23 protein-coding genes are annotated in these 20,904 nt (G+C 52.1%); 16 read left to right on the forward strand and 7 right to left on the reverse strand.

From position 1 onward, the window contains the following. The first annotated feature begins 17 nt into the window (after window positions 1–17). The 5 genes from ACO08I_RS27550 to ACO08I_RS27570 all read left to right on the forward strand — a co-directional run bounded on the left by ACO08I_RS27550 (window position 18) and on the right by ACO08I_RS27570 (window position 4,881). A complete protein-coding gene (locus ACO08I_RS27550) occupies window positions 18–386 on the forward strand; it encodes a cupin domain-containing protein (protein ID WP_044224177.1) in 369 nt (122 codons plus the stop codon). A gap of 295 nt (window positions 387–681) precedes the next feature. Further along, on the forward strand, window positions 682–1,899 hold the full coding sequence (locus ACO08I_RS27555; RefSeq protein WP_421947729.1) for a glycosyltransferase family 4 protein: 1,218 nt from the start codon (window positions 682–684) through the stop codon (window positions 1,897–1,899). 3 nt (window positions 1,900–1,902) lie between these two features. Continuing rightward, window positions 1,903–3,108, forward strand: a complete 1,206-nt coding sequence (locus ACO08I_RS27560) for a glycosyltransferase (protein ID WP_421947730.1) — start codon at window positions 1,903–1,905, stop codon at window positions 3,106–3,108. Continuing rightward, a complete protein-coding gene (gene ribB / locus ACO08I_RS27565; RefSeq protein ID WP_044224185.1) occupies window positions 3,080–4,240 on the forward strand; it encodes a 3,4-dihydroxy-2-butanone-4-phosphate synthase in 1,161 nt (386 codons plus the stop codon). Before ACO08I_RS27560 ends, ribB begins: the two co-directional genes overlap by 29 nt. Before the next feature lie 2 nt (window positions 4,241–4,242). Next, on the forward strand, window positions 4,243–4,881 hold the full coding sequence (locus ACO08I_RS27570) for a polyphosphate polymerase domain-containing protein (protein WP_044224187.1): 639 nt from the start codon (window positions 4,243–4,245) through the stop codon (window positions 4,879–4,881). On the opposite strand, the gene ACO08I_RS27575 is transcribed toward ACO08I_RS27570, so the two are convergent. Next, window positions 4,878–5,918, reverse strand: a complete 1,041-nt coding sequence (locus ACO08I_RS27575; protein WP_044224189.1) for a PorP/SprF family type IX secretion system membrane protein — start codon at window positions 5,916–5,918, stop codon at window positions 4,878–4,880. The two genes, ACO08I_RS27570 and ACO08I_RS27575, sit on opposite strands and share 4 nt — an antisense overlap. A 147-nt stretch (window positions 5,919–6,065) precedes the next feature. On the opposite strand from ACO08I_RS27575, the gene ACO08I_RS27580 reads away from it, so the two are divergent. Next, window positions 6,066–6,917 (forward strand): NlpC/P60 family protein, encoded by an 852-nt coding sequence (locus ACO08I_RS27580; RefSeq protein ID WP_282776047.1) that lies wholly within the window; start codon window positions 6,066–6,068, stop codon window positions 6,915–6,917. Window positions 6,918–6,974: 57 nt separating this feature from the next. Here the strand turns inward: ACO08I_RS27580 and ACO08I_RS27585 are convergent, their stop codons facing one another. Continuing rightward, the gene (locus tag ACO08I_RS27585; protein WP_282776045.1) at window positions 6,975–8,333 is read right to left on the reverse strand and encodes a pyridoxal-phosphate dependent enzyme; all 1,359 of its coding nucleotides are present in this window, start codon (window positions 8,331–8,333) and stop codon (window positions 6,975–6,977) included. Window positions 8,334–8,367: 34 nt separating this feature from the next. Continuing rightward, the gene (locus ACO08I_RS27590; protein WP_421947731.1) at window positions 8,368–9,273 is read right to left on the reverse strand and encodes a LysM peptidoglycan-binding domain-containing protein; all 906 of its coding nucleotides are present in this window, start codon (window positions 9,271–9,273) and stop codon (window positions 8,368–8,370) included. Window positions 9,274–9,336: 63 nt separating this feature from the next. Between ACO08I_RS27590 and kdsB the strand changes: the two genes are divergently transcribed. From kdsB to ACO08I_RS27605, 3 genes are read left to right on the forward strand one after another with little or no spacing between them, the layout of a single operon-like run. Next, a complete protein-coding gene (gene kdsB, locus ACO08I_RS27595; RefSeq protein WP_282776043.1) occupies window positions 9,337–10,086 on the forward strand; it encodes a 3-deoxy-manno-octulosonate cytidylyltransferase in 750 nt (249 codons plus the stop codon). A 1-nt stretch (window position 10,087) separates the two neighbouring features. Further along, window positions 10,088–10,336, forward strand: coding sequence for a hypothetical protein (locus ACO08I_RS27600; RefSeq protein WP_282776042.1), 249 nt, complete (start codon window positions 10,088–10,090; stop codon window positions 10,334–10,336). Beyond that, window positions 10,333–10,896 carry an NUDIX hydrolase gene (locus tag ACO08I_RS27605; RefSeq protein ID WP_421947732.1) on the forward strand — a complete coding sequence of 188 codons (564 nt, stop codon included), beginning with the start codon at window positions 10,333–10,335 and terminating at the stop codon, window positions 10,894–10,896. The genes ACO08I_RS27600 and ACO08I_RS27605 overlap by 4 nt, the downstream gene beginning before the upstream one ends. Here the strand turns inward: ACO08I_RS27605 and ACO08I_RS27610 are convergent. Beyond that, the gene (locus ACO08I_RS27610) at window positions 10,877–11,359 is read right to left on the reverse strand and encodes a cytidine deaminase (protein ID WP_282776038.1); all 483 of its coding nucleotides are present in this window, start codon (window positions 11,357–11,359) and stop codon (window positions 10,877–10,879) included. The genes ACO08I_RS27605 and ACO08I_RS27610 overlap by 20 nt on opposite strands. Window positions 11,360–11,469: 110 nt before the next feature. Between ACO08I_RS27610 and ACO08I_RS27615 the strand changes: the two genes are divergently transcribed. Both ACO08I_RS27615 and ACO08I_RS27620 read left to right on the forward strand, forming a co-directional pair. Continuing rightward, window positions 11,470–12,807 carry a saccharopine dehydrogenase C-terminal domain-containing protein gene (locus tag ACO08I_RS27615; protein ID WP_044224206.1) on the forward strand — a complete coding sequence of 446 codons (1,338 nt, stop codon included), beginning with the start codon at window positions 11,470–11,472 and terminating at the stop codon, window positions 12,805–12,807. 6 nt (window positions 12,808–12,813) lie between these two features. After that, complete coding sequence (locus ACO08I_RS27620) at window positions 12,814–14,118, forward strand: lipopolysaccharide biosynthesis protein (protein ID WP_421947733.1); 1,305 nt, start codon at window positions 12,814–12,816, stop codon at window positions 14,116–14,118. On the opposite strand, the gene queD is transcribed toward ACO08I_RS27620, so the two are convergent. Next, window positions 14,107–14,475, reverse strand: a complete 369-nt coding sequence (queD, locus tag ACO08I_RS27625) for a 6-carboxytetrahydropterin synthase QueD (protein ID WP_282776034.1) — start codon at window positions 14,473–14,475, stop codon at window positions 14,107–14,109. The genes ACO08I_RS27620 and queD overlap by 12 nt on opposite strands. 239 nt (window positions 14,476–14,714) lie before the next feature. Here queD and dnaK point away from each other — a divergent pair, with 239 nt between their 5' ends. Next, the gene (gene dnaK / locus ACO08I_RS27630) at window positions 14,715–16,643 is read left to right on the forward strand and encodes a molecular chaperone DnaK (protein WP_421947734.1); all 1,929 of its coding nucleotides are present in this window, start codon (window positions 14,715–14,717) and stop codon (window positions 16,641–16,643) included. A gap of 73 nt (window positions 16,644–16,716) precedes the next feature. On the opposite strand, the gene ACO08I_RS27635 is transcribed toward dnaK, so the two are convergent. After that, complete coding sequence (locus tag ACO08I_RS27635; RefSeq protein WP_421947735.1) at window positions 16,717–17,844, reverse strand: PDZ domain-containing protein; 1,128 nt, start codon at window positions 17,842–17,844, stop codon at window positions 16,717–16,719. Between the two features lie 139 nt (window positions 17,845–17,983). Here ACO08I_RS27635 and ACO08I_RS27640 point away from each other — a divergent pair, with 139 nt between their 5' ends. The 4 genes from ACO08I_RS27640 (at window position 17,984) to ACO08I_RS27655 (ending at window position 20,237) form a co-directional block, all read left to right on the forward strand. After that, window positions 17,984–18,580 carry a hypothetical protein gene (locus ACO08I_RS27640; RefSeq protein WP_282779027.1) on the forward strand — a complete coding sequence of 199 codons (597 nt, stop codon included), beginning with the start codon at window positions 17,984–17,986 and terminating at the stop codon, window positions 18,578–18,580. A gap of 79 nt (window positions 18,581–18,659) precedes the next feature. Next, a complete protein-coding gene (locus ACO08I_RS27645; protein WP_282779025.1) occupies window positions 18,660–19,319 on the forward strand; it encodes a GOLPH3/VPS74 family protein in 660 nt (219 codons plus the stop codon). A gap of 74 nt (window positions 19,320–19,393) precedes the next feature. After that, complete coding sequence (locus tag ACO08I_RS27650) at window positions 19,394–19,594, forward strand: hypothetical protein (RefSeq protein ID WP_421947736.1); 201 nt, start codon at window positions 19,394–19,396, stop codon at window positions 19,592–19,594. Between the two features lie 46 nt (window positions 19,595–19,640). Beyond that, complete coding sequence (locus tag ACO08I_RS27655) at window positions 19,641–20,237, forward strand: ACP phosphodiesterase (protein ID WP_421947737.1); 597 nt, start codon at window positions 19,641–19,643, stop codon at window positions 20,235–20,237. Here the strand turns inward: ACO08I_RS27655 and ACO08I_RS27660 are convergent. Then, window positions 20,200–20,772 carry a hypothetical protein gene (locus tag ACO08I_RS27660; RefSeq protein WP_282779020.1) on the reverse strand — a complete coding sequence of 191 codons (573 nt, stop codon included), beginning with the start codon at window positions 20,770–20,772 and terminating at the stop codon, window positions 20,200–20,202. The genes ACO08I_RS27655 and ACO08I_RS27660 overlap by 38 nt on opposite strands. Window positions 20,773–20,904 lie beyond the last annotated feature (132 nt).

Consider the following 20,904-nt stretch of genomic DNA (forward strand, 5'->3'; position numbering starts at 1 on the left):
TTTATCCCCTACTTACTATGCATCCTATTCATAAGCAGCTACAGTCCATTGCTTCCTTTACAGCCGGAGACGACACCGAAATCCGGGAAGTCCTGCACCCCAAGAACGATGGAGTTGACTTTGGCTTCAGTCTGGCACACGCCGCTTTGCAGCCCGGAGAAGCTTCCCGGCCACACGTCCTGCACGGGCGTTCAGAGACTTACATCATAGTGCAGGGACAGGGCAAGGCCTTCGTTGCCGGGCAAATCATGGAAGCCCGACCAGGCAGCGTCATTTTCATTCCACCCGGCGCTGAGCAATACATTAAAAACACGGGCGAAGAACCGCTCCACTTCTGGTGCGTGGTCTGCCCACCCTGGACCGCAGAAACAGAAGAGGTCGATTGATGTCCTGTTGCTTACGCCCTTTGCCCTACCTCTTCGCGTCTTTGCGAGCCCTTTCTCTTGTACTCTTTGCGCCCTTTGCGCTCCCCCTCCGCTTCTTTGCGTGCAATCCATACCCCAAAGCCCAAGCCATATTCACCCCGCATTTTGGAAAAAAACGTTATTTTTGCAGACCTTTGACCGCCAGTGAAGCGAGTCTGAATTTTTACTGGCTGTCGGCCCACCACTGTTGCCAGGCCCCACATGTTGAGCTATTTACGAATCAATTCCAGGTCAAGCCGCCGGAAAAAAAGGATGAATGAGAATTCTTCAGCTGTGTAAAAAATTTCCTTTTCCGCTAAAAGATGGTGAATCTATCGCCGTGACCGCCCTGAGCCGGTCAATGAAAGCACTTGGGCACGAAGTGCATCTGTTGGCTATGAATACGAGCAAGCACTATTTTCCAAAAGAGAAATTGCCAAAGGCTTTTAATCATTACGCCAGTATTCACGATGTGAAAGTCGACAACCGGGTGAAGCCTCTGCAGGCATTGTGGCACCTTCGGGGTACAGCGTCCTATCATATTGCCCGTTTTTGTTCTTCTGACTTTGAAAAAAAACTAGTAAAACTGCTCCGGCAAACCGAGTTCGATGTTATACAGCTTGAAACACCCTATTTATCGCCCTACATTCCGGCTATTCGAAAATATTCGGATGCGGTAGTGAGCATGCGGGCGCATAACGTAGAATTTGAAATCTGGGAGCGCATCAGCCAAAATACAGCCCTCTGGCCCAAGCGATGGTACCTCCGCCATCTGACCGGGCGGCTTCGGCAATACGAAATCAGCCAACTGAAAGCCTATGACCACCTGGCCGCTATTACCCGGGGAGACCTGGAGCGTTTCCGGGAACTGGGCTACGAGGGGTCAGCTACGATCACGCCAATCGGGGTGGACAGCCAATCTTATCAGCCAGACTATTCCAGTTTTCAGAAGCCATTGTCCCTTTCTTTCATTGGTTCTCTGGACTGGATGCCTAATCTGGAAGGTTTGCAGTGGTTTTTGGACAAGGTCTGGCCGCTGGTACAGGCACAACAGCCGGGCCTGACGCTCCATATTGCCGGTCGGAATACGCCCAAATGGCTATACCGGATGAACCGCCCGGGAATCGTAGTAGAAGGAGAAGTCCCAAGTGCAAGCGCCTTCATCAATCAGCACAGCCTGATGGTGGTGCCTTTGCTTTCCGGTAGCGGCATGCGTGCCAAAATTCTGGAAGGTATGGCTCTGGGCAAAGCGGTCCTTAGTACGCAAATGGGGATGGAAGGCATTAGCGCGGAGCCAGGTATCCACGCCCTGATCGCTAACAGCCCTGAGGAATTCGCCCGGCAGATAGCAGAAGCTTCCAAGCTTCAGGAGCAAAAAGAACTCGAAACCCTCGGGCGTGAAGCCCGCCGCTTCGTACTGGAGCAGTATGACAGCATGGAGGTGGCCCGCCGTTTGGTACAGGCTTATGCGGAATTAAGCGTTGAAGCGCTCTGATGCATGGGGCAATGGGCGCTACATATCATGGTTGGGCTGAGCGCACTGGCGCTGTTACATACATACCTGATTTACCCTTCGCTGATGCGCTGGCTGGCACGCGGGAAATCACCCAATCAGGATGTCTACCATCCCGAATCTAACTGGCCGCAGGTAGCGGTGATCATGTCGGCCTACAATGAGGAAGCAGTTATCGAAGAGAAAATGGCTCACCTGCTTGACCTTCGTTATCCGGAGGGGCGGCTGTCCATTTTTATTGGTTCGGACTGTTCAGATGACCGCACAAATGATATCATTGCGCCCATCGCTGCGGAGAAAAAGCACATCCACTTTTTCCCGTTTCAGCAAAGGCGGGGCAAGCCCGAAGTTATCAATGAACTGGCAGGGTACGCCCGGCAGCAATTCGCATCAGACGGTATCGACCCCATTTTTGTGGTAACGGATGCAAGCGTTATGCCTGCTCCCGAGGTGCTGTTCAAGCTCGTACAGCACTTCCAAAATCCGGAAATCGGGCTGGTCGATGCACACATATTGCATACGGGTATGCAGCAACAGGGCATTTCCGAAGCGGAGAATACTTACATCTCCGGTGAGGTCCGCCTGAAACACTACGAAGGGCTGGTCTGGGGTCGAATGATGGGCCCCTTTGGCGGCTTTTATGCGATCCGGGCCCGCTATTTCAGCAGAGTGCCTCCAACCTATCTGGTGGATGACTTTTACATCACCATGCGTATGTTTGAGCAGGGCGGGCTAGCCATTAACGAACTGGACGCCATCTGTTACGAAGCTGTTTCTCATGAAATACAAGAGGAATACCGCCGGAAAGCCCGTATCTCAGCCGGCAATTTTCAAAACCTGACGACATTCCCGCATTTGTGGTGGCCACCGGTAAATCCGCTGCAGTTTGCGTTTTTTTCTCATAAAGCCCTTCGGTGGCTTGGCCCGTTTTTCCTACTTTTGATCCTGGCGGGCAGTGCTGTCCTCGCAGCATTGGGCAACTTATTCTGGCAGTGGTTGTTTGCCGTATTGACGGGTGGTATCATCCTGGTGCCCGTCCTGGATCAGCTGCTTCGGAAAGCAGGCTTGCATTGGCTGCCCCTGCGGGGTGCCCATTATTTTTTGGCAATGAACCTGGCTTTGCTTACCGGTTTTTTCAAATTTATTAAAGGAGTACGCTCAAATGTCTGGCAACCAACTAAACGTAACTAAGCAACAGGGTTTTCAACTCAATACCATTGATGAGGCCATCCGTGATATTAAAGCGGGAAAGGTAATCATTGTGGTGGATGACGAAGACCGCGAAAATGAAGGCGATTTTATCTGTGCAGCCGAGTGTGTGACGCCAGAGATCATTAATTTTATGGCCACTCATGGGCGTGGGTTGATCTGTTCGCCTATTGATGAAAAGCGGGCAGATGAGCTGGACCTCAAAATGATGGTCTCTTCCAATACCGCCCTGCATGAAACGGCTTTTACCGTATCGATCGACCTGATTGGGCATGGTTGTACTACAGGTATTTCGGCTTACGACCGGGCTACCGGTATCCGAAAATTAGTGGACCCGGCTACCAAGTCTACTGATTACGCCCGCCCGGGGCATATTTTCCCGCTGCGGGCCAAGACCGGGGGCGTCCTCCGCCGTACCGGGCATACTGAAGCAGCCATCGACCTGGCTCGTCTTGCCGGCTTTGAGCCAGCAGGTGTACTGGTGGAGATCCTTAACGAAGACGGGACGATGGCCCGCCTGCCGGAACTCATGAAAATTGCAGAGCGCTTCGACCTCAAAGTCATCGCCATCAAAGATTTGGTGGCTTACCGGATGCGCAACGAGCGCCTGATCAAGCGGGAGCTATCTGTTTCCATTGATACCCAATACGGGCCCTTCGAAGTCATCGCATTCCGCCAACTCACCACGGATGATATCCACCTGGCTATAAAAAGAGGCGACTGGAAAGTAAATGACCCCGTCCTGGTACGTGTGCATTCCTCTACCGAAACTGGTGAAATTTTGGGCGGTCTTTTCAATAGCTACGGTGTACAGCTGCAAAAAGCCGTTGAGATGATTGCTGAAGAAGATCAGGGTTTGCTGCTCTACATGCGCCACAGCGAGAAATCAGATGCTATTCTTCACCACCTTGCAGATTATCAGAAGCGGCAGTATAATGGCGAAAACCCTGAGCTCAGCAAACGAGCCGAAATGACCCAGCGGGACTTTGGTGTAGGTGCACAAATCCTGCACGATATGAATGTGACCAAGCTGCGGCTCATCACCAATACGCCCCGTAAACGGGTGGGACTGATCGGGTACGGTTTGGAAGTAGTGGAGAATATTACGATGTAGGTATGCGGTACGAACGCAAGTACCGCATAGAGCATGCTCACCCGCAGGTGGTCCAGGTGGTCATCCGGCAGCACCCGGCGGGCTTTCGGCCGCTGTTCCCACCCCGGCAGATTAATAATTTATATTTTGATACGCCTGATTTTGCTGCTTTTCAGGATAATGTCACCGGTACGCCCCAACGCCTGAAGTATCGCCTTCGCTGGTACGGGGACGATTTCTCCTGCATCCGCAATCCGGTGCTGGAGGTAAAAATCAAAGACAATCTGGTAGGGTGGAAAAAGCATTACCCCTTACCGGAAGGCAGGTACAGTGCTTTGGACTGGGAAAAGCTGGTCAGCCTGTGCCGGGAAACCCTGGGAAAGGGACTGGACTTACAACCCGTTTTGTTCAATACTTACCAGCGTTCTTACTGGGGGGCACCCGCGCTGCCTTTCCGGCTCACAATGGATACCGGGCTGCGGTTCGGGCCCTATCAGGCGCACCGGGAGCCTGCCCTGCCTTTTACGGATTCCGCTACTGTAATTGAAGTCAAATACGATCAGCAGGAAGACGAGGGTACGGCATTCATCCTGCAGCACTTGCCTTTCCGGTTGAGTAAGAACTCCAAATTTGTAACCGGCATCAACCTCTGTTACGGTTAAAACTTAGGGCAAAGCACCACCTCGTCCTCGTACTCGCCCAGATAAGCCAGAGAGAGCTCAAAAGCGCCCCGTTGTTTGCGCAGGGAGCCTATACCGTCAATGCGGGCATCATAGCTCAGCCCCAGCAGGAAGTTGCTGAACTCAATACCTACCATGCCCACAACGGCATCGAGCATGAAGTTATCCAGCTCGTCCCGGACCGGGCGTACCCAGCCTCCGGTATGCAGGGCTACGCCTGAAATTTCATCAATCAGGAAGCGGATATTGCTGCCCGCATTAGCCGCCAGGTGAGGGCCCTGTGCATACAGCAGCGCCCGAGGCTGAATCTGAATACCCAGGCCTACCGGGATATTCACATTGACATAAGCGGTGTATTTGCGGTGCAGAAAGTCGGAATTGCCCAGTTCGGGCTGATCCTCGTTATAAAAGAAACTGATCTGCGGCTCCAAAATATGGTGCATCGCGGCACCCGCATAGACAGAAACTCCTTTCTTGGGCGCATAGGTGTAATTAATACCCGCCGAAATATCGCCATAGGCAAAGTTATTGGCAGGAAGGATTTCAGCGCTTGGATTGGTATACCCATCATCGCCACCGAACTGATCTTCAAAATTGAAGCGCTCGTAGCCGAAGTTGCGCTGTGCCAGCCCTGCCTGGAAGCCGGCGCTTAAGAACTGATCGTTGGATTTGCTCAGGCTTTTGTGAAAAGCCCCGGCGACATTGATCTGATTATTGGAAAAGCCGAATTTGGGCACCCGATCATTGTAAAAAACCACACCCACACCAAAGGCATCCTTATACCGCTTGCCAATGCTGTTGAGCCCGAAGCGCAGGTCAACAGCTCCGGCATAAGTCTGATACGGGTTTTGGTCCCGGTAGACGAGCGCCACCCGGTATTTTCCGTTGAAGGTGCCGCTCAGAGCCGGGTTAAGGGTGAGCGGTGCTGCGAAGAATTGAGTAAAGTGCTGGTCTTGCGCGGTAAGGCGCAGGCCACTCAGCAAAGTAAAACAAAAAAGGAGCAGGAATAGCTTCTTCATAGAATCGGTTCATGTGATTGTGCGGCCAAAGTTAAACAGGCCGCCGGACTAAAACGAGTATTTCGCGCTGATAAGTCAGAAATAGGAACGGAATTGGCTGATATTTATTATTTTTGAAAATATCTTGATTTCCGTAAACCCGCATGCATGCCCTCTTACGCTATTTGCCCATTGAGCAACGTGCCTATCCGGAGCAATTCTTCGGACAAGAGCGAGATCGTGTCCCAACTACTGTTTGGTGAGCTGGCTGAGGTGCTGGAAACCAAAGGCCGGCAATGGGCAAAAATACGCTGTATCTGGGACAATTACGTTGGCTGGGTGGCTGCCAATCAGCTCAAAGCCATTACACCCAGTGAATTGTCGGTTTTCCGGGAGCACTTTGCCTACAGCCTGGAGCTTTTTCAACCTCTAATGGCGGATAATGAAGTGATACCTGTGGTTATGGGCGCACGTCTGCCCAACTTCGATGGCATGCGCTTCGCACTTGACAATACGGTCTATACCTTCAGTGGCCAGGCAGTTTTTCCGGAGCACATCAAGCCTTCTGCCGAATTTATCCTCAAAATTGCGCGGCGTTATCTGCATGCGCCCTTCCTCCACGGTGGGCGTTCCCCCATGGGTATAGATGCTGCCGGCTTCATACAAATGGTGTTCAAAATTGCCAATATTGCTTTGCCCCGTGAAGCAGCCCAACAGGTCTACATCGGTACAGCCGTAGATTTTGTGGAGCAGTCTATGCCTGGTGATGTGGCTTTCTTTGAAAACCGTACCGGCCGGATTACCCATTGCGGTATTATTTTGCCGGATGCGGAGGTGATTCACGCTTTTGGTAGCGTACGCATTGATAAGATTGACCACTACGGTATTTATGACCGGTCTGAAAAACGATATACCCATCGCCTGCGCGTCGTCCGCAGAATGCTGAAGACGGAGGCCACTCCCAAGCAGGTGAAACGCCGGGTGAGCGGGCATATCCCTAATCAGGTGGAGCTCTTCTAGGCCGGATGGATTAGCAGGCATTCCTCTCCCGAAAGCGAATGCCTTGCCTAACCTTATTTACACTGCCCGGATAATATCGTACTGTGTCAGAATGTGCAGAGTGCCCGCCTTGTCTTTCGCAATAACGGCCGGAATAGTCCGGTCTACGTATTTGCTCAGCTGAGAAAAAGGCAGATCTTCCTCTACCAGTGGGAACGGAGCGCCCATGATCGCCGCAACGGTTTGCTCAGCGTGGTTCATGGGATTTTCCAATAAGTAGGACAAGACAGCAGTTTCCGTGATCGAGCCGACCATTTCACCTTCCCGCATGACTGGCAACTGAGAAATATCGTGGTCCTTCATCATTTTGAAGGCAGCCTGAACGGTATCCGTTTCGCTAAGGGTAATGAAACGGTCGTCATGCTTCATATTCAGCAAGTCGCGCACACAAAGTTCGCGCTCCAGGAAGCCCCGTTCCCGCATCCATTCATCATTATAGATTTTACCGACGTAGCGGCTTCCGTGATCGTGGATAACCACCACCACCACATCTTCAGGCGTAAGTTCATCCTTAAGCTGCAACAGTCCGGCAACAGCAGAACCTGCAGAATAGCCCAGCAGTAGGCCTTCTTCGCGGGCCAGGCGCCGGGCCATGAGGGCACCGTCCTTATCGGTCACCTTTTCGAAGCGGTCAATTACTTTGAAGTCCACATTCTCGGGGATAATATCTTCGCCTATGCCTTCTGTGATATAAGGGTAGATTTCCTTTTCGTCAAACTCGCCCGTCTCGTGGTACTTCTTAAAAACGGAGCCATAAGTGTCAATGCCCCAGATTTTAACATCCGGGTTTTGCTCCTTGAGGTAGCGCCCGGTGCCGGAAATGGTGCCGCCGGTGCCCACACCCACTATCATGTGAGTGATTTTACCATCGGTCTGTTTCCAGATTTCAGGGCCGGTGCTTTCGTAGTGAGCGGTGCGGTTGGACAGATTGTCATACTGATTGCACCAGTAGCTGTTAGGGATTTCCGTGCTCAGGCGGCGGGCTACGCTGTAGTAAGAACGAGGGTCATCGGCCTCTACATTAGTAGGGCAAACAATGACTTCGCCACCCACTGCGCGGAGGAGGTCTATTTTTTCCTTCGACTGCTTATCGGTGGTGGTGAAAATACATTTGTAGCCTTTGACTGCTGCCGCGAGGGCCAGGCCCATGCCCGTATTGCCGGAAGTACATTCAATGATGGTCCCTCCGGGTTTGATGTCCCCCCGGGCTTCTGCATCTTGTAGCATCTTCATTGCCATCCGGTCTTTGATAGAGTGTCCCGGATTGAAGGTCTCCACTTTCATCAGTACCGTTGCCGGGATGTCTTTAACGACTTTATGGAGCTTGACAAGCGGTGTATTTCCAATGGTATGCAGGATATTTTCGTAGTATTCCATGGGTTTTACTTGGTTTGCCGCAAAGGTATAAAATTCATCGATGGTATTTCACCTTCACGAAGAATCGGGGGTCGATGGCGCCCAGCAACTTTGCCACGAGGGGAGAGACGACCACGATCACATCATCCTTGTAAACCGTGTCGGGTATCCGGCCTACCACTTTAGCGTAAACGGTACGGCGGCTCATCGGGTTGTAGATGGACACCACAGATCCGATTGCTGCCTTTCGGTGCATCGCCATGAGGTCTGTTTCATCCTTCATGTCTTTTGGCCAGAAGGCTACCCCCTGATGCTCCCGCTCCCGTTCGCCCGCCATGTCATATTGAAAAAGCTTACGGTAGGCAGCGTTGCGTTTGCCCAGCTCCCCACCTGCGTAGGCACGGAGGCTGTCCGGAATGCCATTGAGGCTCAGCCACCCCACATGCAGGGTTTGATTGCTTTTCAGGGTATGGTCCAGTAAGCCATTACGCATCATGATATCCTCCATGGGGATATCAAAGTAGGATTTGGATATTTTATAGAGGGTATCGCCCTTGCGTACCACATAGTACACCGGTGCGAACCGGCCGGGTATAATGTCCTTCTCCTGATACTGTTCAATGGCCTGTTTGGGGATAGGGATACGGACCGGCATGCCCACCCGCATCGTCTGAGGGCTAAGCCCCGGGTTATGAAAATAGAGCTCCTCAAGGGAAAGCCCGTAAAATTTTGCCAGCGAAAACAACGTCTGCTTTGGCTCCAGGTAGTGGTTGAAGTATTTTTCATTAAACTGGCCCACCGACAGAAATATGGTATCTTTGGGGGTAAGGTAACTGAGGCTGTCCCCGGTAGCTTTGGCCAGCAGCGGCAGGCTCAGGAAAGCGCACAGCACAGTGGCTTTAATTGTGAATGGGGCAAGGCCAGTCCCTGCCAGTATAGTCGCACCAGTCGTTTTCCTCATAGTTTAGGTTTCCTGTTTGGGGTTCATATTTTGCTGAACCAGAAGAGCAATATAAACAAATATATGAAATCAATAGCGGTGATTCCAGCCCGTTACGCAAGTACGCGTTTTCCGGGCAAACCTCTGGCTTTACTGGGAGGCAAACCTGTGATACAGCATGTCTACGAACGGGCGCAAAAGGCCCGCCAAATTGACGAGGTATGCATCGCCACCGATGACGAGCGTATCCTGGACGCTGCTGCACGGTTTGGAGGGAAAGCAGTACTGACGGATGCCAGCCACCTCAGCGGGACCGACCGTTGTGCGGAAGTGGCCCTGCAATACCCGGAAGGTAGCCTGATTGTCAATATACAGGGAGATGAGCCGTTTATCGACCCGGCGCAGATCGATCTCGTGGTGGCACCGCTGATGGGCAATGATCCTGCAGATATCAGTACCCTTGTCGTCCGGCTCAGAGATGCGGAGGCCCTGCACAACCCCAACGTCGTGAAGGCGGTAAAGTCCGCTACCGGGCAGGCCTTGTATTTCAGCCGTTCGCCCATCCCCTACCTGAGGGGCGTACCCGCTGAACAATGGATGGAGCATGGTGTTTTTTTCAAGCACCTGGGTATTTACGGGTTTCAACGGTCCGTACTGCTTGAGGTAGCCCAACTGCCACCCGGGCATTACGAACAAATGGAGTCCCTGGAACAACTCCGCTGGCTGGAAGCTGGCTATCGCATTCACATTGGCACTACCCGGACCGAAACAGTGGGCATAGACACCCCCGAAGACCTGGAAGCTGCCGAACGCCTTTGGAACGAAAGCAATTAATATGGATAAACAAAAATACTATCGCCGCTGGCTGCTCCGCGCGCCCATCGGATTGGTGCTCATTGGTTTTGGTGCCTGTCTGATTGCCGAAGCGGCTATGGATAAATACGATGGCGCCTCTGCCTGGCATTGGGTAGCCTATGGAACACTGGCCCTGGTGGTCTTCAACAGCGGGCTGAGCATCTTTGGCGATGCTATATTGCAGCGGGTAAGGTACGAGCGAGCCCTGGAAAAAGAGACGGAAGCATGAATTATTGCAGCCACTGCGGGTCTGACAGGCTAAGGTTTACCATTCCAAACGGAGATAACCGCCCACGCTATGTATGCGGCAGCTGCGGCCGTATTCACTACTCCAATCCCAAAATTGTAGCGGGCTGCCTGCCCATTTGGGAAGACAAAGTGCTTCTGGCTAAGCGCTCTATTGAGCCCCGCCTTGGCTACTGGAATGTTCCCAGCGGCTACATGGAAAATGGCGAAACGGTGGAAGAAGGCGCGCTGCGGGAAGTACGCGAAGAAGCCAGGGCGCAAGTGAAAATTACCGGAATGCACACCATATATAGTATACCCCACATCAATCAGGTGTATATGCACTTTCTGGGTGAGTTGGAAGGACCGGATGCCTTTGGAGTGGGAGAGGAGAGCCTGGAGGTACGCTTATTTACCGAAGCGGAAATCCCCTGGGACGAAATCGCATTCACTTCTTCAATATTTAGTTTGCAACGCTACTTCACCGATCGCAAACGGGGGCACCATCAGTTGCACTTAGGCCAGCTGGACTACCCCGGTTCTGCTACAAAAAATCGCGATTGAAACCCAGGGGCAAAAGAGCCTGCCCGCTTTCCACCTCATAAACCGTGCTATCGTCACCCTGCATAAGAATACGGATGGGCTGCTGTTGCCGGTCTTCCATTTCAGATATCGCCTGCCGGCAGGAGCCACATGGGGCAGCGGGTTCCGGCACCGCTTTATTTTCGTTGCGTACACGGATCGCAATGACTTCCAGTTTTTGCTCCGGGTAGTTGAGGGAGGCGTTGCCCAAAGCCACCCGCTCGGCACACAGGCACATCGGATAAGCCGCGTTTTCCTGATTGGCACCCTGTACGATGGTCCCGTTGGATAGTTGTGCAGCGGCACCAACTTTAAAGTTAGAATAAGGAGCATAAGCCAAATCCATGGCCTGGCCTGCCGATTGCAGCAATGTCTGATCTGCTGCTGATAACTCATCAACACTATCGTAGATACGGATATTGGTTTCCAGCTTTCGAAGTCGCATAGCGTTATATACAATTTGGAATTTAGCGGCAGGACCCGCTTTACAGTTTCAGGCAAAGTTTTATCTTGCGCGAATCGGCAAATTACCTCAATAAACAGAAAAAACCAACCATGACTAATATATTGATCATCGGAGCCGGACGCTCTTCCAGTGCCTGTATCAATTATGTGCTTGGACAGGCACTGGAAAAAAACTGGTTTGTGACCGTTGCAGATGCAGACCCGCAGCTGGCTGAGGCGCGGGTAAAAGGGCACCCCAACGGCCGCCCCGCCTGGCTTGATGTTACCAAAGTAAATGACCGCCGCGACCTGATCGGGCGTGCCGATTTGGTGGTCTCTCTCCTGCCTGCCCACCTGCACCTTGAGGTGGCTCACGATTGCATTAAGCTCAAAAAACACCTCATTACAGCTTCCTATGTCTCCCAGGAGCTCTACCGCCTTGGGGATGAAGCCCGCGACCGGGAGCTCATCTTCATGGGGGAAATGGGGCTGGACCCTGGCATCGATCATATGTCGGCCATGCGGCAAATTAATGAGATTAAGGAAAAGGGCGGGAAAATCACGGCTTTCCGGTCTTATACAGGAGGACTGATTGCGCCCGAAAGCGACAATAACCCCTGGCACTATAAATTTACATGGAACCCACGCAACGTAGTCCTCGCCGGGCAGGGTACTGCACAGTACCTGGAAAACGGCAAGTACAAGTACATTCCCTACAACCGCCTATTTAAGGAATACCGGGTGGTTGATATTCCTGGTATGGGCGAGTTCGAAGTTTATGCCAACCGTGATTCCCTGCTCTACCGTGAGGTTTACGGGCTTTCAGATATTCCCAACATCCTTCGGGGCACCATCCGCTACCGGGGGTTCTGTGATGCATGGAATGCCCTGGTGAAGATTGGGCTGACCGATGGTTCTTATCCCATTCTGGAAAGTGAGCAGGTGAGCTACCACGAACTGATGGAAGGCTATCTCAGCCCTCAGAATAAGTCAGGATCCGTGCGCGACCGTATTGCTGATCTGCTGAAGCTGGACCCCGATGATGAGGTTATGCAGAAACTGGACTGGCTGGGGCTTTTCCGCAAGAAGAAAGTAGGGCTGGCTAACGCGACGCCGGCGCTGATTCTGGAAAACCTGCTCATGGAAAAGTGGAAGCTCGAACCCAGGGATAAGGACATGATTATCATGCAGCACGAGTTTGAATACGAGCTGGAGGGTAAAAAGAAAGAACTGATCTCCACTTTGGTAATGAAAGGGACGAATTCCAACGATACCGCCATGGCCAAACTGGTAGGATTGCCCCTGGGCATATTCGTTAAGCTGGTCATGGAAGGCCGTATTGAGTCCAAAGGCGTGAATATCCCCGTTATCCCTGAAGTATACGAGCCCGTATTGGATGAGCTGGAACAGTTCGGGGTGGTATTTAAGGATGAGGTCCGGGACCTCTAAGCCCGGATGTTGAAGGCGCTGTTCCAAATTGATAACGTAAGGGCTATGCAGGGCAATGCTTTGTCCCGGCAGGGCAGCGCCATCCTAATCTCTATTCTACTGGCCAAAACAGCACTGCCCAAGGAAAGCATTGGCTGGTACGAGCAGTTATTGTACCTGGGCTATGTGCTAACCTCTTTTTGGGTAACGGGGCTCATGCAGGCCCTGCTGTCCCGCTTCAGCAAAGTGGAAACAGGACAGCGGGCAGTTTTCCTAACCAATGTAGCCCTGATTTTCGGGAGTATCGGTGCTGCCCTGACGCTTGGCTTCTGGTGGGGGCGGCATTGGCTGGTACCGCTGCTGACTGGTCAGGCGGACCTGCCCTTTCTGTTTCCTTTTCTATTGTTTCTCTGGCTCAACCTGGCAACCTTCCTGCTGGAAAATTTTTACCTGCTCTGGGACCGCCCCGGTGAGCTACTTTGGTTTGCCGGGCTGACCTATGCTGCACAAATCGCCGTGGTGGTTTATCCGGCATGGATGGGGTGGGGGCTGGGCCCGGCCATCTGGGCGCTGGCAGGGCTGGGCGGGTTGCGTTTCCTCTGGTTGTTGATCCGGCTGAGCAAACTGGGGCAATGGGGCTGGCAGAGGGAAGCGGTGAGGAGATGGCTGCGGTCCGCCTGGCCATTGGTCCTTTACGCAGCTGTGGGCACAATGAGTTTGGCATTCGACCCCTGGCTGGTCAATTACCATTTTGATGGCGACCCGGACATCTTCGCCATTTTTCGGTATGGGGCAAGGGAGTTGCCGCTCGCCATGGCGCTGGCTGCTGCCTTTGGGACGGCCATGCTGCCTGCCGTCTCCGCTAATTTGCAGGAAGCGCTGCCGGTGATGCGCCGGAAGTCGTTGCGGCTTTACCATCTGCTTTTTCCGCTTACCCTGGCATTGATGCTAAGCAGCCCATACTGGTTTACCTGGGTATTCAGTGCTGCATTTGAAGACAGTGTTCCGGTATTCAATACCTTTCTGCTGATCCTGATCAGCCGGATGCTTTTCCCACGCACCGTGCTCATTGGGCTGGACGCCAACCGGGCGGTCTTCTACTTTTCGCTGGTGGAGCTGTTCTTGAATGTAGCGCTGGGCTTTTGGCTGGTGGTGCCCTTCGGCCTTTTGGGCGTGGCCTGGGCAACCGTCATAGCCTACACTGCCGATAAACTGCTGCTTTGCCTTTACCTGTACTATCGCTTTGGTATTGCTCCGGCAGCTTATACACCGGTAGGTTGGTGGGGAAGCTATACCTTATTATTGGCCATTGGCTACGTACTAACCTTTTGAGCGCTCTCCTTCATAAATCACCCCTGCCGTAGGCGTTTCCCAAAGTTCTATTTTTGCCAGTTGGGGCAGCTCGGGCTTGAGCTTTCGCCAAATCCAGGGCGCAATATTTTCCACAGTAGGGTTTTCCAGCCCCGGCACATCATTTAAATATTGATGGTCGACCAGCGGTTCTACCTTTTTCCAGGCTTTTTTTACGTCTCCAAAGTCCACCACCCAACCCATTTCCGGGTCTGCTTCCCCTTCCAGAAAGAGCTTTAGCCGGTAAGTGTGGCCGTGCAGGTTGCGGCATTTGTGCTCCTGCGGCACCTTAGGCAGAAAGTGGGCGGCATCGAAAGTGAATTCCTTGAAGATCAGCATACAGGTCGGATTTTAAAAGTTGCGCAAAGATAAGCCGGTCTCCGCCCCCGGCAGATGAGAATCGTCACTGCCATTTCCTGCCGTTTTGTCATTCTGTCAGTCCCCGCCGGGGCATAGCGGGAATACTTGTCAGTAAAAAGCCCATGATTTCAGCGAAAGTGTCAGGCTGCCCGGCTTGGCATGTAGCTTGATGTTACGATGACTGAAAACTAAAAGAACAAAATTCAAAAGCACATAATATGGGTAAAATTATTGGGATCGACTTAGGTACGACCAACTCTTGTGTGGCTGTGATGGAGGGTAACGAGCCCGTTGTCATTCCGAATGACGAAGGCCGGCGCACGACCCCCTCGGTAGTTGCATTCATGGATAATGGTGAGCGCAAAATTGGTGACCCGGCTAAGCGCCAGGCGATTACTAACCCACAGCGTACCATCTCTTCCATCAAGCGTTTCATGGGACAACGGTATAGCGAGGTGGCAGGTGAAGTAGATCGCTCCTCTTATAAGGTTGTCAAAGGAGATAACGATACCATTCGTGTAGATATTGACGGACGGATGTACACCGCGCAGGAGATTTCAGCGATGGTACTTCAGAAGATGAAGAAAGTAGCTGAAGACTTCCTGGGTAGCGAAGTGACAGAAGCAGTCGTGACTGTTCCTGCCTACTTCAATGACTCTCAGCGTCAGGCAACTAAAGAAGCGGGCGAAATCGCCGGCCTTAAGGTTAGCCGAATCATCAATGAGCCTACTGCGGCTGCACTGGCCTATGGCCTGGACAAGCGCGATCAGGATGCCACAATTGCTGTATACGACCTCGGTGGTGGTACCTTCGATATTTCCATCCTGGAACTGGGCGAAGGCGTTTTCGAAGTGAAGTCTACCAATGGTGATACGCACCTTGGTGGTGATGACTTCGACCGCGTGATTATTGATCACCTGGCAGCTTCTTTCAAGGAGCAGGAAAATATCGACCTGCGCAAAGACCCTATGGCCCTGCAGCGCCTGAAGGATGCAGCGGAGAAAGCAAAGATTGAGCTTTCTTCTTCTTCCGAAACGGAAATTAACCTGCCTTATATTACGGCTGTGGACGGTGTGCCCAAGCACCTGGTGCTGAAGCTGACCCGCTCCAAGTTCGAGCAACTGGCAGATGAACTGGTACAACGTACCCTTGAGCCTTGTAAGAAAGCTTTGAATGATGCGGGCCTTAGCAAAAGTGAAATCGACGAGGTTATCCTGGTGGGTGGATCTACGCGTATCCCACGCATTCAGCAGGCGGTCGAGGAATTCTTCGGCAAGAAGCCTAACAAAGGGGTGAACCCGGATGAGGTAGTCGCCATCGGTGCTTCCATTCAGGGTGGTGTACTTAGCGGTGATGTACAGGATGTACTCCTGCTTGACGTAACGCCGCTTTCACTGGGTATTGAAACCATGGGTGGTGTGTACGATGTGGTAATCGAATCCAACTCGACTATCCCAACCAAGAAGTCGAAAATCTATTCCACTGCCGCAGACAATCAGCCAAGTGTGGAAATCCACGTGCTACAGGGCGAGCGCCCAATGGCAAAGGACAACCGTACAGTAGGCCGCTTTATCCTGGACGGTATTCCACCGGCACCACGCGGCGTACCTCAGATTGAAGTGACCTTTGATATGGACGCTAACGGTATTCTAACGGTGGCTTCCAAAGACAAGGGTACCGGCAAAGAACAGTCTATCCGCATCGAAGCTTCCACTGGTCTTTCCCAGGAAGAGATCGCACGTATGAAAGCGGAAGCGGAAGCCAATGCCGACGAGGACAAAAAGGCGAAGGAGCGCATCGAAAAAATGAATGCTGCCGACAACCTGGCTTTCCAAACCGAAAAGCAGCTGAAGGAATACGGTGACAAACTGCCAGCCGATAAGAAAGAGAAAATCGAGAAAGCAGTTGCCGACGTTCGCGAAGCCCACAAAGCTGAAGATTTGGACCGCCTCGACGCAGCAACCGAAGCGCTGAATGCCGCATGGCAGGAAGCCAGCCAGGATATCTACAACGCTACTCAGCAGGCAGGCGGTGCCGAAGGCCCTACTGCTGATCAGGCACAAGGCAATGCCGGTGCTGATGCCGGTGGTGCGGATGATGTCACTGATGTAGAATTTGAAGAAGTAGACGAAGACAAGAAAAGCTAAGCTTTAACAGTTAACGTCTGAATGATAAGCAGGCTCGCTCCGGTTCCGGGGCGAGCCTGTGCTATTTGTAGCCTTATTGCAAAACCACTTTGCGGGTAAGCGAGCGCGGTCCCTGCCGGATCTCCAGGAAGTAAATTCCGCGGACGCCGTTCGCAATATCGATACGGTCGCTGAAAGTCCCTGTAAACTCGCCAAGTGTATTGAAATAAACCGCTTGTCCTGCCGGGTTGTAAATGTACACTGCTGTCTCACCCCGTTGAGGCAGCTCAAACTGTATATCGAAGATACCGGTATTGGGATTTGGGAAGATATTCAGGGCTTCAATGGCCAAATTACGAACTACCGGTTCCTGAATCTCTGCTTCTGGGGCAATAGTAATAGTCTGGCTCATGTTGGAAGGGTTATCCGCCACGGAGATCGGAAGAACTGTCGCCTCCTGCCGCGTAACAGGCTGAAGCTCAATCCGGGCAACAGGCGGCAGGTCAACTTCCTGAGGCTGAATGATTTCAGGTCCGTTAGGCCGGCTGTGGTTGCCATGGGTGGCGGCCTGAGATTTAATGGGGCGGCTGCGGGTAAATATATCCCCGTTGCGGTAAACAGACACTTGTATGGGGTCTCCGACCTTCCGCATGTCGATCATCGGGCTAAGGTCGTGCCAGTCCGCTACCGGGTTGCCATCAATGGCCGTAATGATGTCGCCGCGCTCCAGCCCCATGGCCTGAGCGGTAGAGTTATGCACTACGCTGACCGGCACACCGGCTACGCCCTCTGGAAGTTCATCATGAACCTGGCTGATGCCGAGAAAGGGATCTTCTGAATTTGGTTGGTGCGGCATATCCAAATCTCCACGGCGGCTCAAAAACAAAGTTCGGCTTAGTGCTTCGCCTTTACGGTAGAAATCAATATTGACTTTGTCGCCCGGTACAAAATCTTCGAGCAGGTCACTCAGGCCCTTTTGCTTACTGACGGTTTGTCCGTTAACAGCATAAACATAGTCCAGGGGCTGAAGCCCAGCCACCTGTGCCGGCGTCCCCGGGTAGAGTCGGTCAACGCGGCTGCCATAGGGTAGGGAGTAACCCAGTTTTTTCGCTTTTTCCGGGCTGATTTCGCTGGACTGAAAGCCAATCACGGGATCGTCATCGTTGTGGGCCAGGAGCTGAACCGAAAGGAGGAATGCCAGAAGAATGGTAAGGTTTTTCATGAATCTTGTATTATCGGGTGAAAAAATTACCAGATTTACGATTCGATTGGTCGATTGGATTTTCGGTTGTATCTAATTTTGCTCAATCCGGGCGAGCATTTTGTCGACTTTTTTTGTTCAATGATAAAACCAAACCGTTATGTCTACACTTAAGCAACGCATGCAAGACCGCCTCAAAGAATGGCAATCCGACCTGGAGCAGCTTCAGGTACAGTTCAATCTGGGCAAAAAGGAAGCCGCCGAGGAGTTTGAAAAGCAGAAAATCCGCCTTCAGCACTGGTTGGAAGAGCAGCAGGCTGAAGTGAAAGAAGAGTTCGGGGAAGCCCGGGCAGAGCTAAAGGAAGAATACGACGAGCTATTGGCAAAGCTCAAAAAATCAAAGACAGCTGCAGCTGAAAACCTTGCTGAACAACAGGCTGCCTTCGGCTCCACTTTAGATAACCTTCAGGCAAAAGCCAAGAAAGCTGCAGAGGAAGAAAAAGCCGGATCTGCAGAAGCCGCAAGCTCGCTACAAGACCGCCTGATGCGGTTCCGTGCCCAGATGGATGTGCTGGCCGCCAATGCCAAATCAGAAGCCTCAGAAGAATACGAGGAAGCCCGGGAAGAAGCCCAGAAGCGCATCGCTGAACTCAAAAAGAAAACCACGGAATGGCAAAGCGAAGCCAAAGAAGAATGGAAGGAACTCCAGGAAGATTTTGAGAAAGCATTCGGAAAATGGAAGAGCTACTTTAAATAGGATTCATCTAATCAGGGTACTGGTCGGTAGAGTTTTCTGGCATCATCTGGTAAAGAAGCTTATATTCCCATAAAAAGATATGGACCTTTACCTGCACGAAGCCATTACACTGATTAGCCTGGACGACGAAAAAGGTAACTTTACGCACGCCGGGGGCTATATCAACTACGCCTTCGGCGCTGCTTTTATGCTCGACCTCCTGCTCGAAGAGCGCATTAAAATTGAGGACGGCCGCGTTCATCTGCTTACCAATGCCATTACCGACAGCCGGGCCCTCAATAACCTCATCGAACGCATCGCAAAGCGAAAGAAGCCAGACCGGATTTCCAACTGGATACACACTTGCGTACAGCGCCTGACCAAACTCCGGCAGCTGACCGTAGACAAACTGGTGCAGGAAGGCATACTGGAGAAAACCGAAGGCAAAGTACTCTGGGTTTTTTCCGTAGACCGGTATCCAACCAAAGATGCAGCGCCTGAAAATGAATTGCGGCAGCGACTCCGCGCTCTGATGCTGGACGAAACCACCGAGCCCGATAAAAAGGAACGCATGCTGCTGGTCATTATCCTGAAGTGTGAGCTTTACGCAGAGATGATTAAAGACAAAGCTCAGCGCAAAGCAGCCAAAGCCCGGCTCGAGCAACTCACGGATGGCGAAAAAATGCAGGAAGAAGTTGGCAAGGCCGTTCAGGAAATGCTGACTGCAGTCATGATAACCACCACTGTGGCAACGATGTAAGTGCTCTTAACATTTTAGTAAAAAATATATGCAGTCCGGGCTGCGTTATTTCACCGTACCAAAACCCAATGGCTATGTATTACCAAAGCAAATCCATCCGTAGTGCCCGCGCCATCCGTTCCAAGGCGTTGTTGTTTACCCTCCTCTTTCACATCGCTCTGATTGGGTATTTTACCTATGGCGCCGACCTGCCCCTCACCGAGCTGCTGCCTGAGGCGGTGCTTGATTTTCTGGGCATGAATACGCCCGAAGCTTCGGACGTGCCCATACCTTAGTAAGGATGAGCTTTCAACTCTCCTGGTTCAGCAGCGTTATTATGGCATGAATTTTCTCGCCCACTTTTTTCTCTCCGGTAAAGACGACCACCTTATGGTGGGCAACTTTTTGGGGGACTACCTCAATAATGCGCAGGTGAGTCAACTACCGCCGGCAGTGCAAAAAGGCGTAGCCCTGCACCGTGCCATTGATTCCTACACCGATCAGCACCCCGAAGTGCTAAAAGGCGTACGGCGTATGTACGACCGGCACTCCAAGTATGCGCCCGTCATCATTGATGTGTTTTACGATTATTTTCTTGCCCTGAACTGGTCCACCTACTCAGAGCAGCCGCTGTCTGACTTTATTTTGGATGCCTACGCCTGCCTGAAGCGCCATCACCACCTTATGCCCGAGCCTGTACATACCTACGTGCCCAAAATGATTGCAGACAACTGGCTCGAGACCTACGCCACCCACAATGGCATTGCCTACACCTTCAGGCGGATGAGCCACCGGGTGAGCCGCCCTGAGCTGCTCGCCGGTGCCCTTGACACCATGGTTAGCCACTTTCAGGAATTAAATACAGAGTTCAATGCCTTCTTTCCGGACGCTATCCGGCACGCTAAGGCTTTTGTGAAGCAGGTTGCTCCGCCTCAATAAGGATGAAGCTCTCGAAAAAGCGGTCGGTTGACCGGTTGAGGCTTCGGGTGGCAACGGTCGCTGTTTGTACCGAATAAAAACGCCGGCCTGCCACCAGTGCCCAAGTCTTCAGCACGGCATTCCCGTCCAGGTAATCGATCCTCCAGTATTGCCCGTTTGCATCTCCGAGGTTGCGTTCAGAATGGTAGATCAGGTCTCCGTTGATGGAGAAAGCGCCGGACTCCCGGGTCGTCTCAAAAAACTCCGCGAGTAATTCCGTGCTGTCTGCATGCAAACTGCCTTCCGGATAGTCACAATAACTCACCATATACATCAGGTTCTCGGCCGATTTTTCTCCTGCCGGCGGCTGGTAATAATAGGTATAGTAGGTCAGTGCTCCAACCGGTGTTTCCATTGTATCCACCGCCAGTTGCATGGCACCGGGAGCCAGGACCCGGAATCGCCCTTCAAAGGATTTGACCTCTTCCCAGGTATCCGTTTGGGCCTGGCCCAAAAAGGAAAGCAAAAGAAAGGGGATAATCAGTAAATTCTTCATAGGCAGCTTTTCTATTCCGGATAAGAACCCGGGAAAACACCTTTCGGTTGGCTGGGCCCTGGAAGAAAATAAAAATTGCACTTGCATGTCAACTATAAAGGGTTTAACTTAGTTTTAAAATTAAACTAACTA

The sequence above is a fragment of the Phaeodactylibacter xiamenensis genome (genome assembly GCF_965229835.1).
In the GTDB taxonomy this organism is placed as follows: Bacteria; Bacteroidota; Bacteroidia; order Chitinophagales; family Saprospiraceae; genus Phaeodactylibacter; species Phaeodactylibacter xiamenensis.

Bases quoted from the DNA above. Each gene is read 5' to 3' on its own strand.
- ACO08I_RS27550 (WP_044224177.1), top strand. From the start codon at position 18: ATGCATCCTATTCATAAGCAGCTACAGTCCATTGCTTCCTTTACAGCC.
- ACO08I_RS27555 (WP_421947729.1), top strand. From the start codon at position 682: ATGAGAATTCTTCAGCTGTGTAAAAAATTTCCTTTTCCGCTAAAAGAT.
- ACO08I_RS27560 (WP_421947730.1), top strand. From the start codon at position 1,903: ATGGGGCAATGGGCGCTACATATCATGGTTGGGCTGAGCGCACTGGCG.
- ribB (WP_044224185.1), top strand. From the start codon at position 3,080: ATGTCTGGCAACCAACTAAACGTAACTAAGCAACAGGGTTTTCAACTC.
- ACO08I_RS27570 (WP_044224187.1), top strand. From the start codon at position 4,243: ATGCGGTACGAACGCAAGTACCGCATAGAGCATGCTCACCCGCAGGTG.
- ACO08I_RS27575 (WP_044224189.1), bottom strand. From the start codon at position 5,918: ATGAAGAAGCTATTCCTGCTCCTTTTTTGTTTTACTTTGCTGAGTGGC.
- ACO08I_RS27580 (WP_282776047.1), top strand. From the start codon at position 6,066: ATGCCCTCTTACGCTATTTGCCCATTGAGCAACGTGCCTATCCGGAGC.
- ACO08I_RS27585 (WP_282776045.1), bottom strand. From the start codon at position 8,333: ATGGAATACTACGAAAATATCCTGCATACCATTGGAAATACACCGCTT.
- ACO08I_RS27590 (WP_421947731.1), bottom strand. From the start codon at position 9,273: ATGAGGAAAACGACTGGTGCGACTATACTGGCAGGGACTGGCCTTGCC.
- kdsB (WP_282776043.1), top strand. From the start codon at position 9,337: ATGAAATCAATAGCGGTGATTCCAGCCCGTTACGCAAGTACGCGTTTT.
- ACO08I_RS27600 (WP_282776042.1), top strand. From the start codon at position 10,088: ATGGATAAACAAAAATACTATCGCCGCTGGCTGCTCCGCGCGCCCATC.
- ACO08I_RS27605 (WP_421947732.1), top strand. From the start codon at position 10,333: ATGAATTATTGCAGCCACTGCGGGTCTGACAGGCTAAGGTTTACCATT.
- ACO08I_RS27610 (WP_282776038.1), bottom strand. From the start codon at position 11,359: ATGCGACTTCGAAAGCTGGAAACCAATATCCGTATCTACGATAGTGTT.
- ACO08I_RS27615 (WP_044224206.1), top strand. From the start codon at position 11,470: ATGACTAATATATTGATCATCGGAGCCGGACGCTCTTCCAGTGCCTGT.
- ACO08I_RS27620 (WP_421947733.1), top strand. From the start codon at position 12,814: ATGTTGAAGGCGCTGTTCCAAATTGATAACGTAAGGGCTATGCAGGGC.
- queD (WP_282776034.1), bottom strand. From the start codon at position 14,475: ATGCTGATCTTCAAGGAATTCACTTTCGATGCCGCCCACTTTCTGCCT.
- dnaK (WP_421947734.1), top strand. From the start codon at position 14,715: ATGGGTAAAATTATTGGGATCGACTTAGGTACGACCAACTCTTGTGTG.
- ACO08I_RS27635 (WP_421947735.1), bottom strand. From the start codon at position 17,844: ATGAAAAACCTTACCATTCTTCTGGCATTCCTCCTTTCGGTTCAGCTC.
- ACO08I_RS27640 (WP_282779027.1), top strand. From the start codon at position 17,984: ATGTCTACACTTAAGCAACGCATGCAAGACCGCCTCAAAGAATGGCAA.
- ACO08I_RS27645 (WP_282779025.1), top strand. From the start codon at position 18,660: ATGGACCTTTACCTGCACGAAGCCATTACACTGATTAGCCTGGACGAC.
- ACO08I_RS27650 (WP_421947736.1), top strand. From the start codon at position 19,394: ATGTATTACCAAAGCAAATCCATCCGTAGTGCCCGCGCCATCCGTTCC.
- ACO08I_RS27655 (WP_421947737.1), top strand. From the start codon at position 19,641: ATGAATTTTCTCGCCCACTTTTTTCTCTCCGGTAAAGACGACCACCTT.
- ACO08I_RS27660 (WP_282779020.1), bottom strand. From the start codon at position 20,772: ATGAAGAATTTACTGATTATCCCCTTTCTTTTGCTTTCCTTTTTGGGC.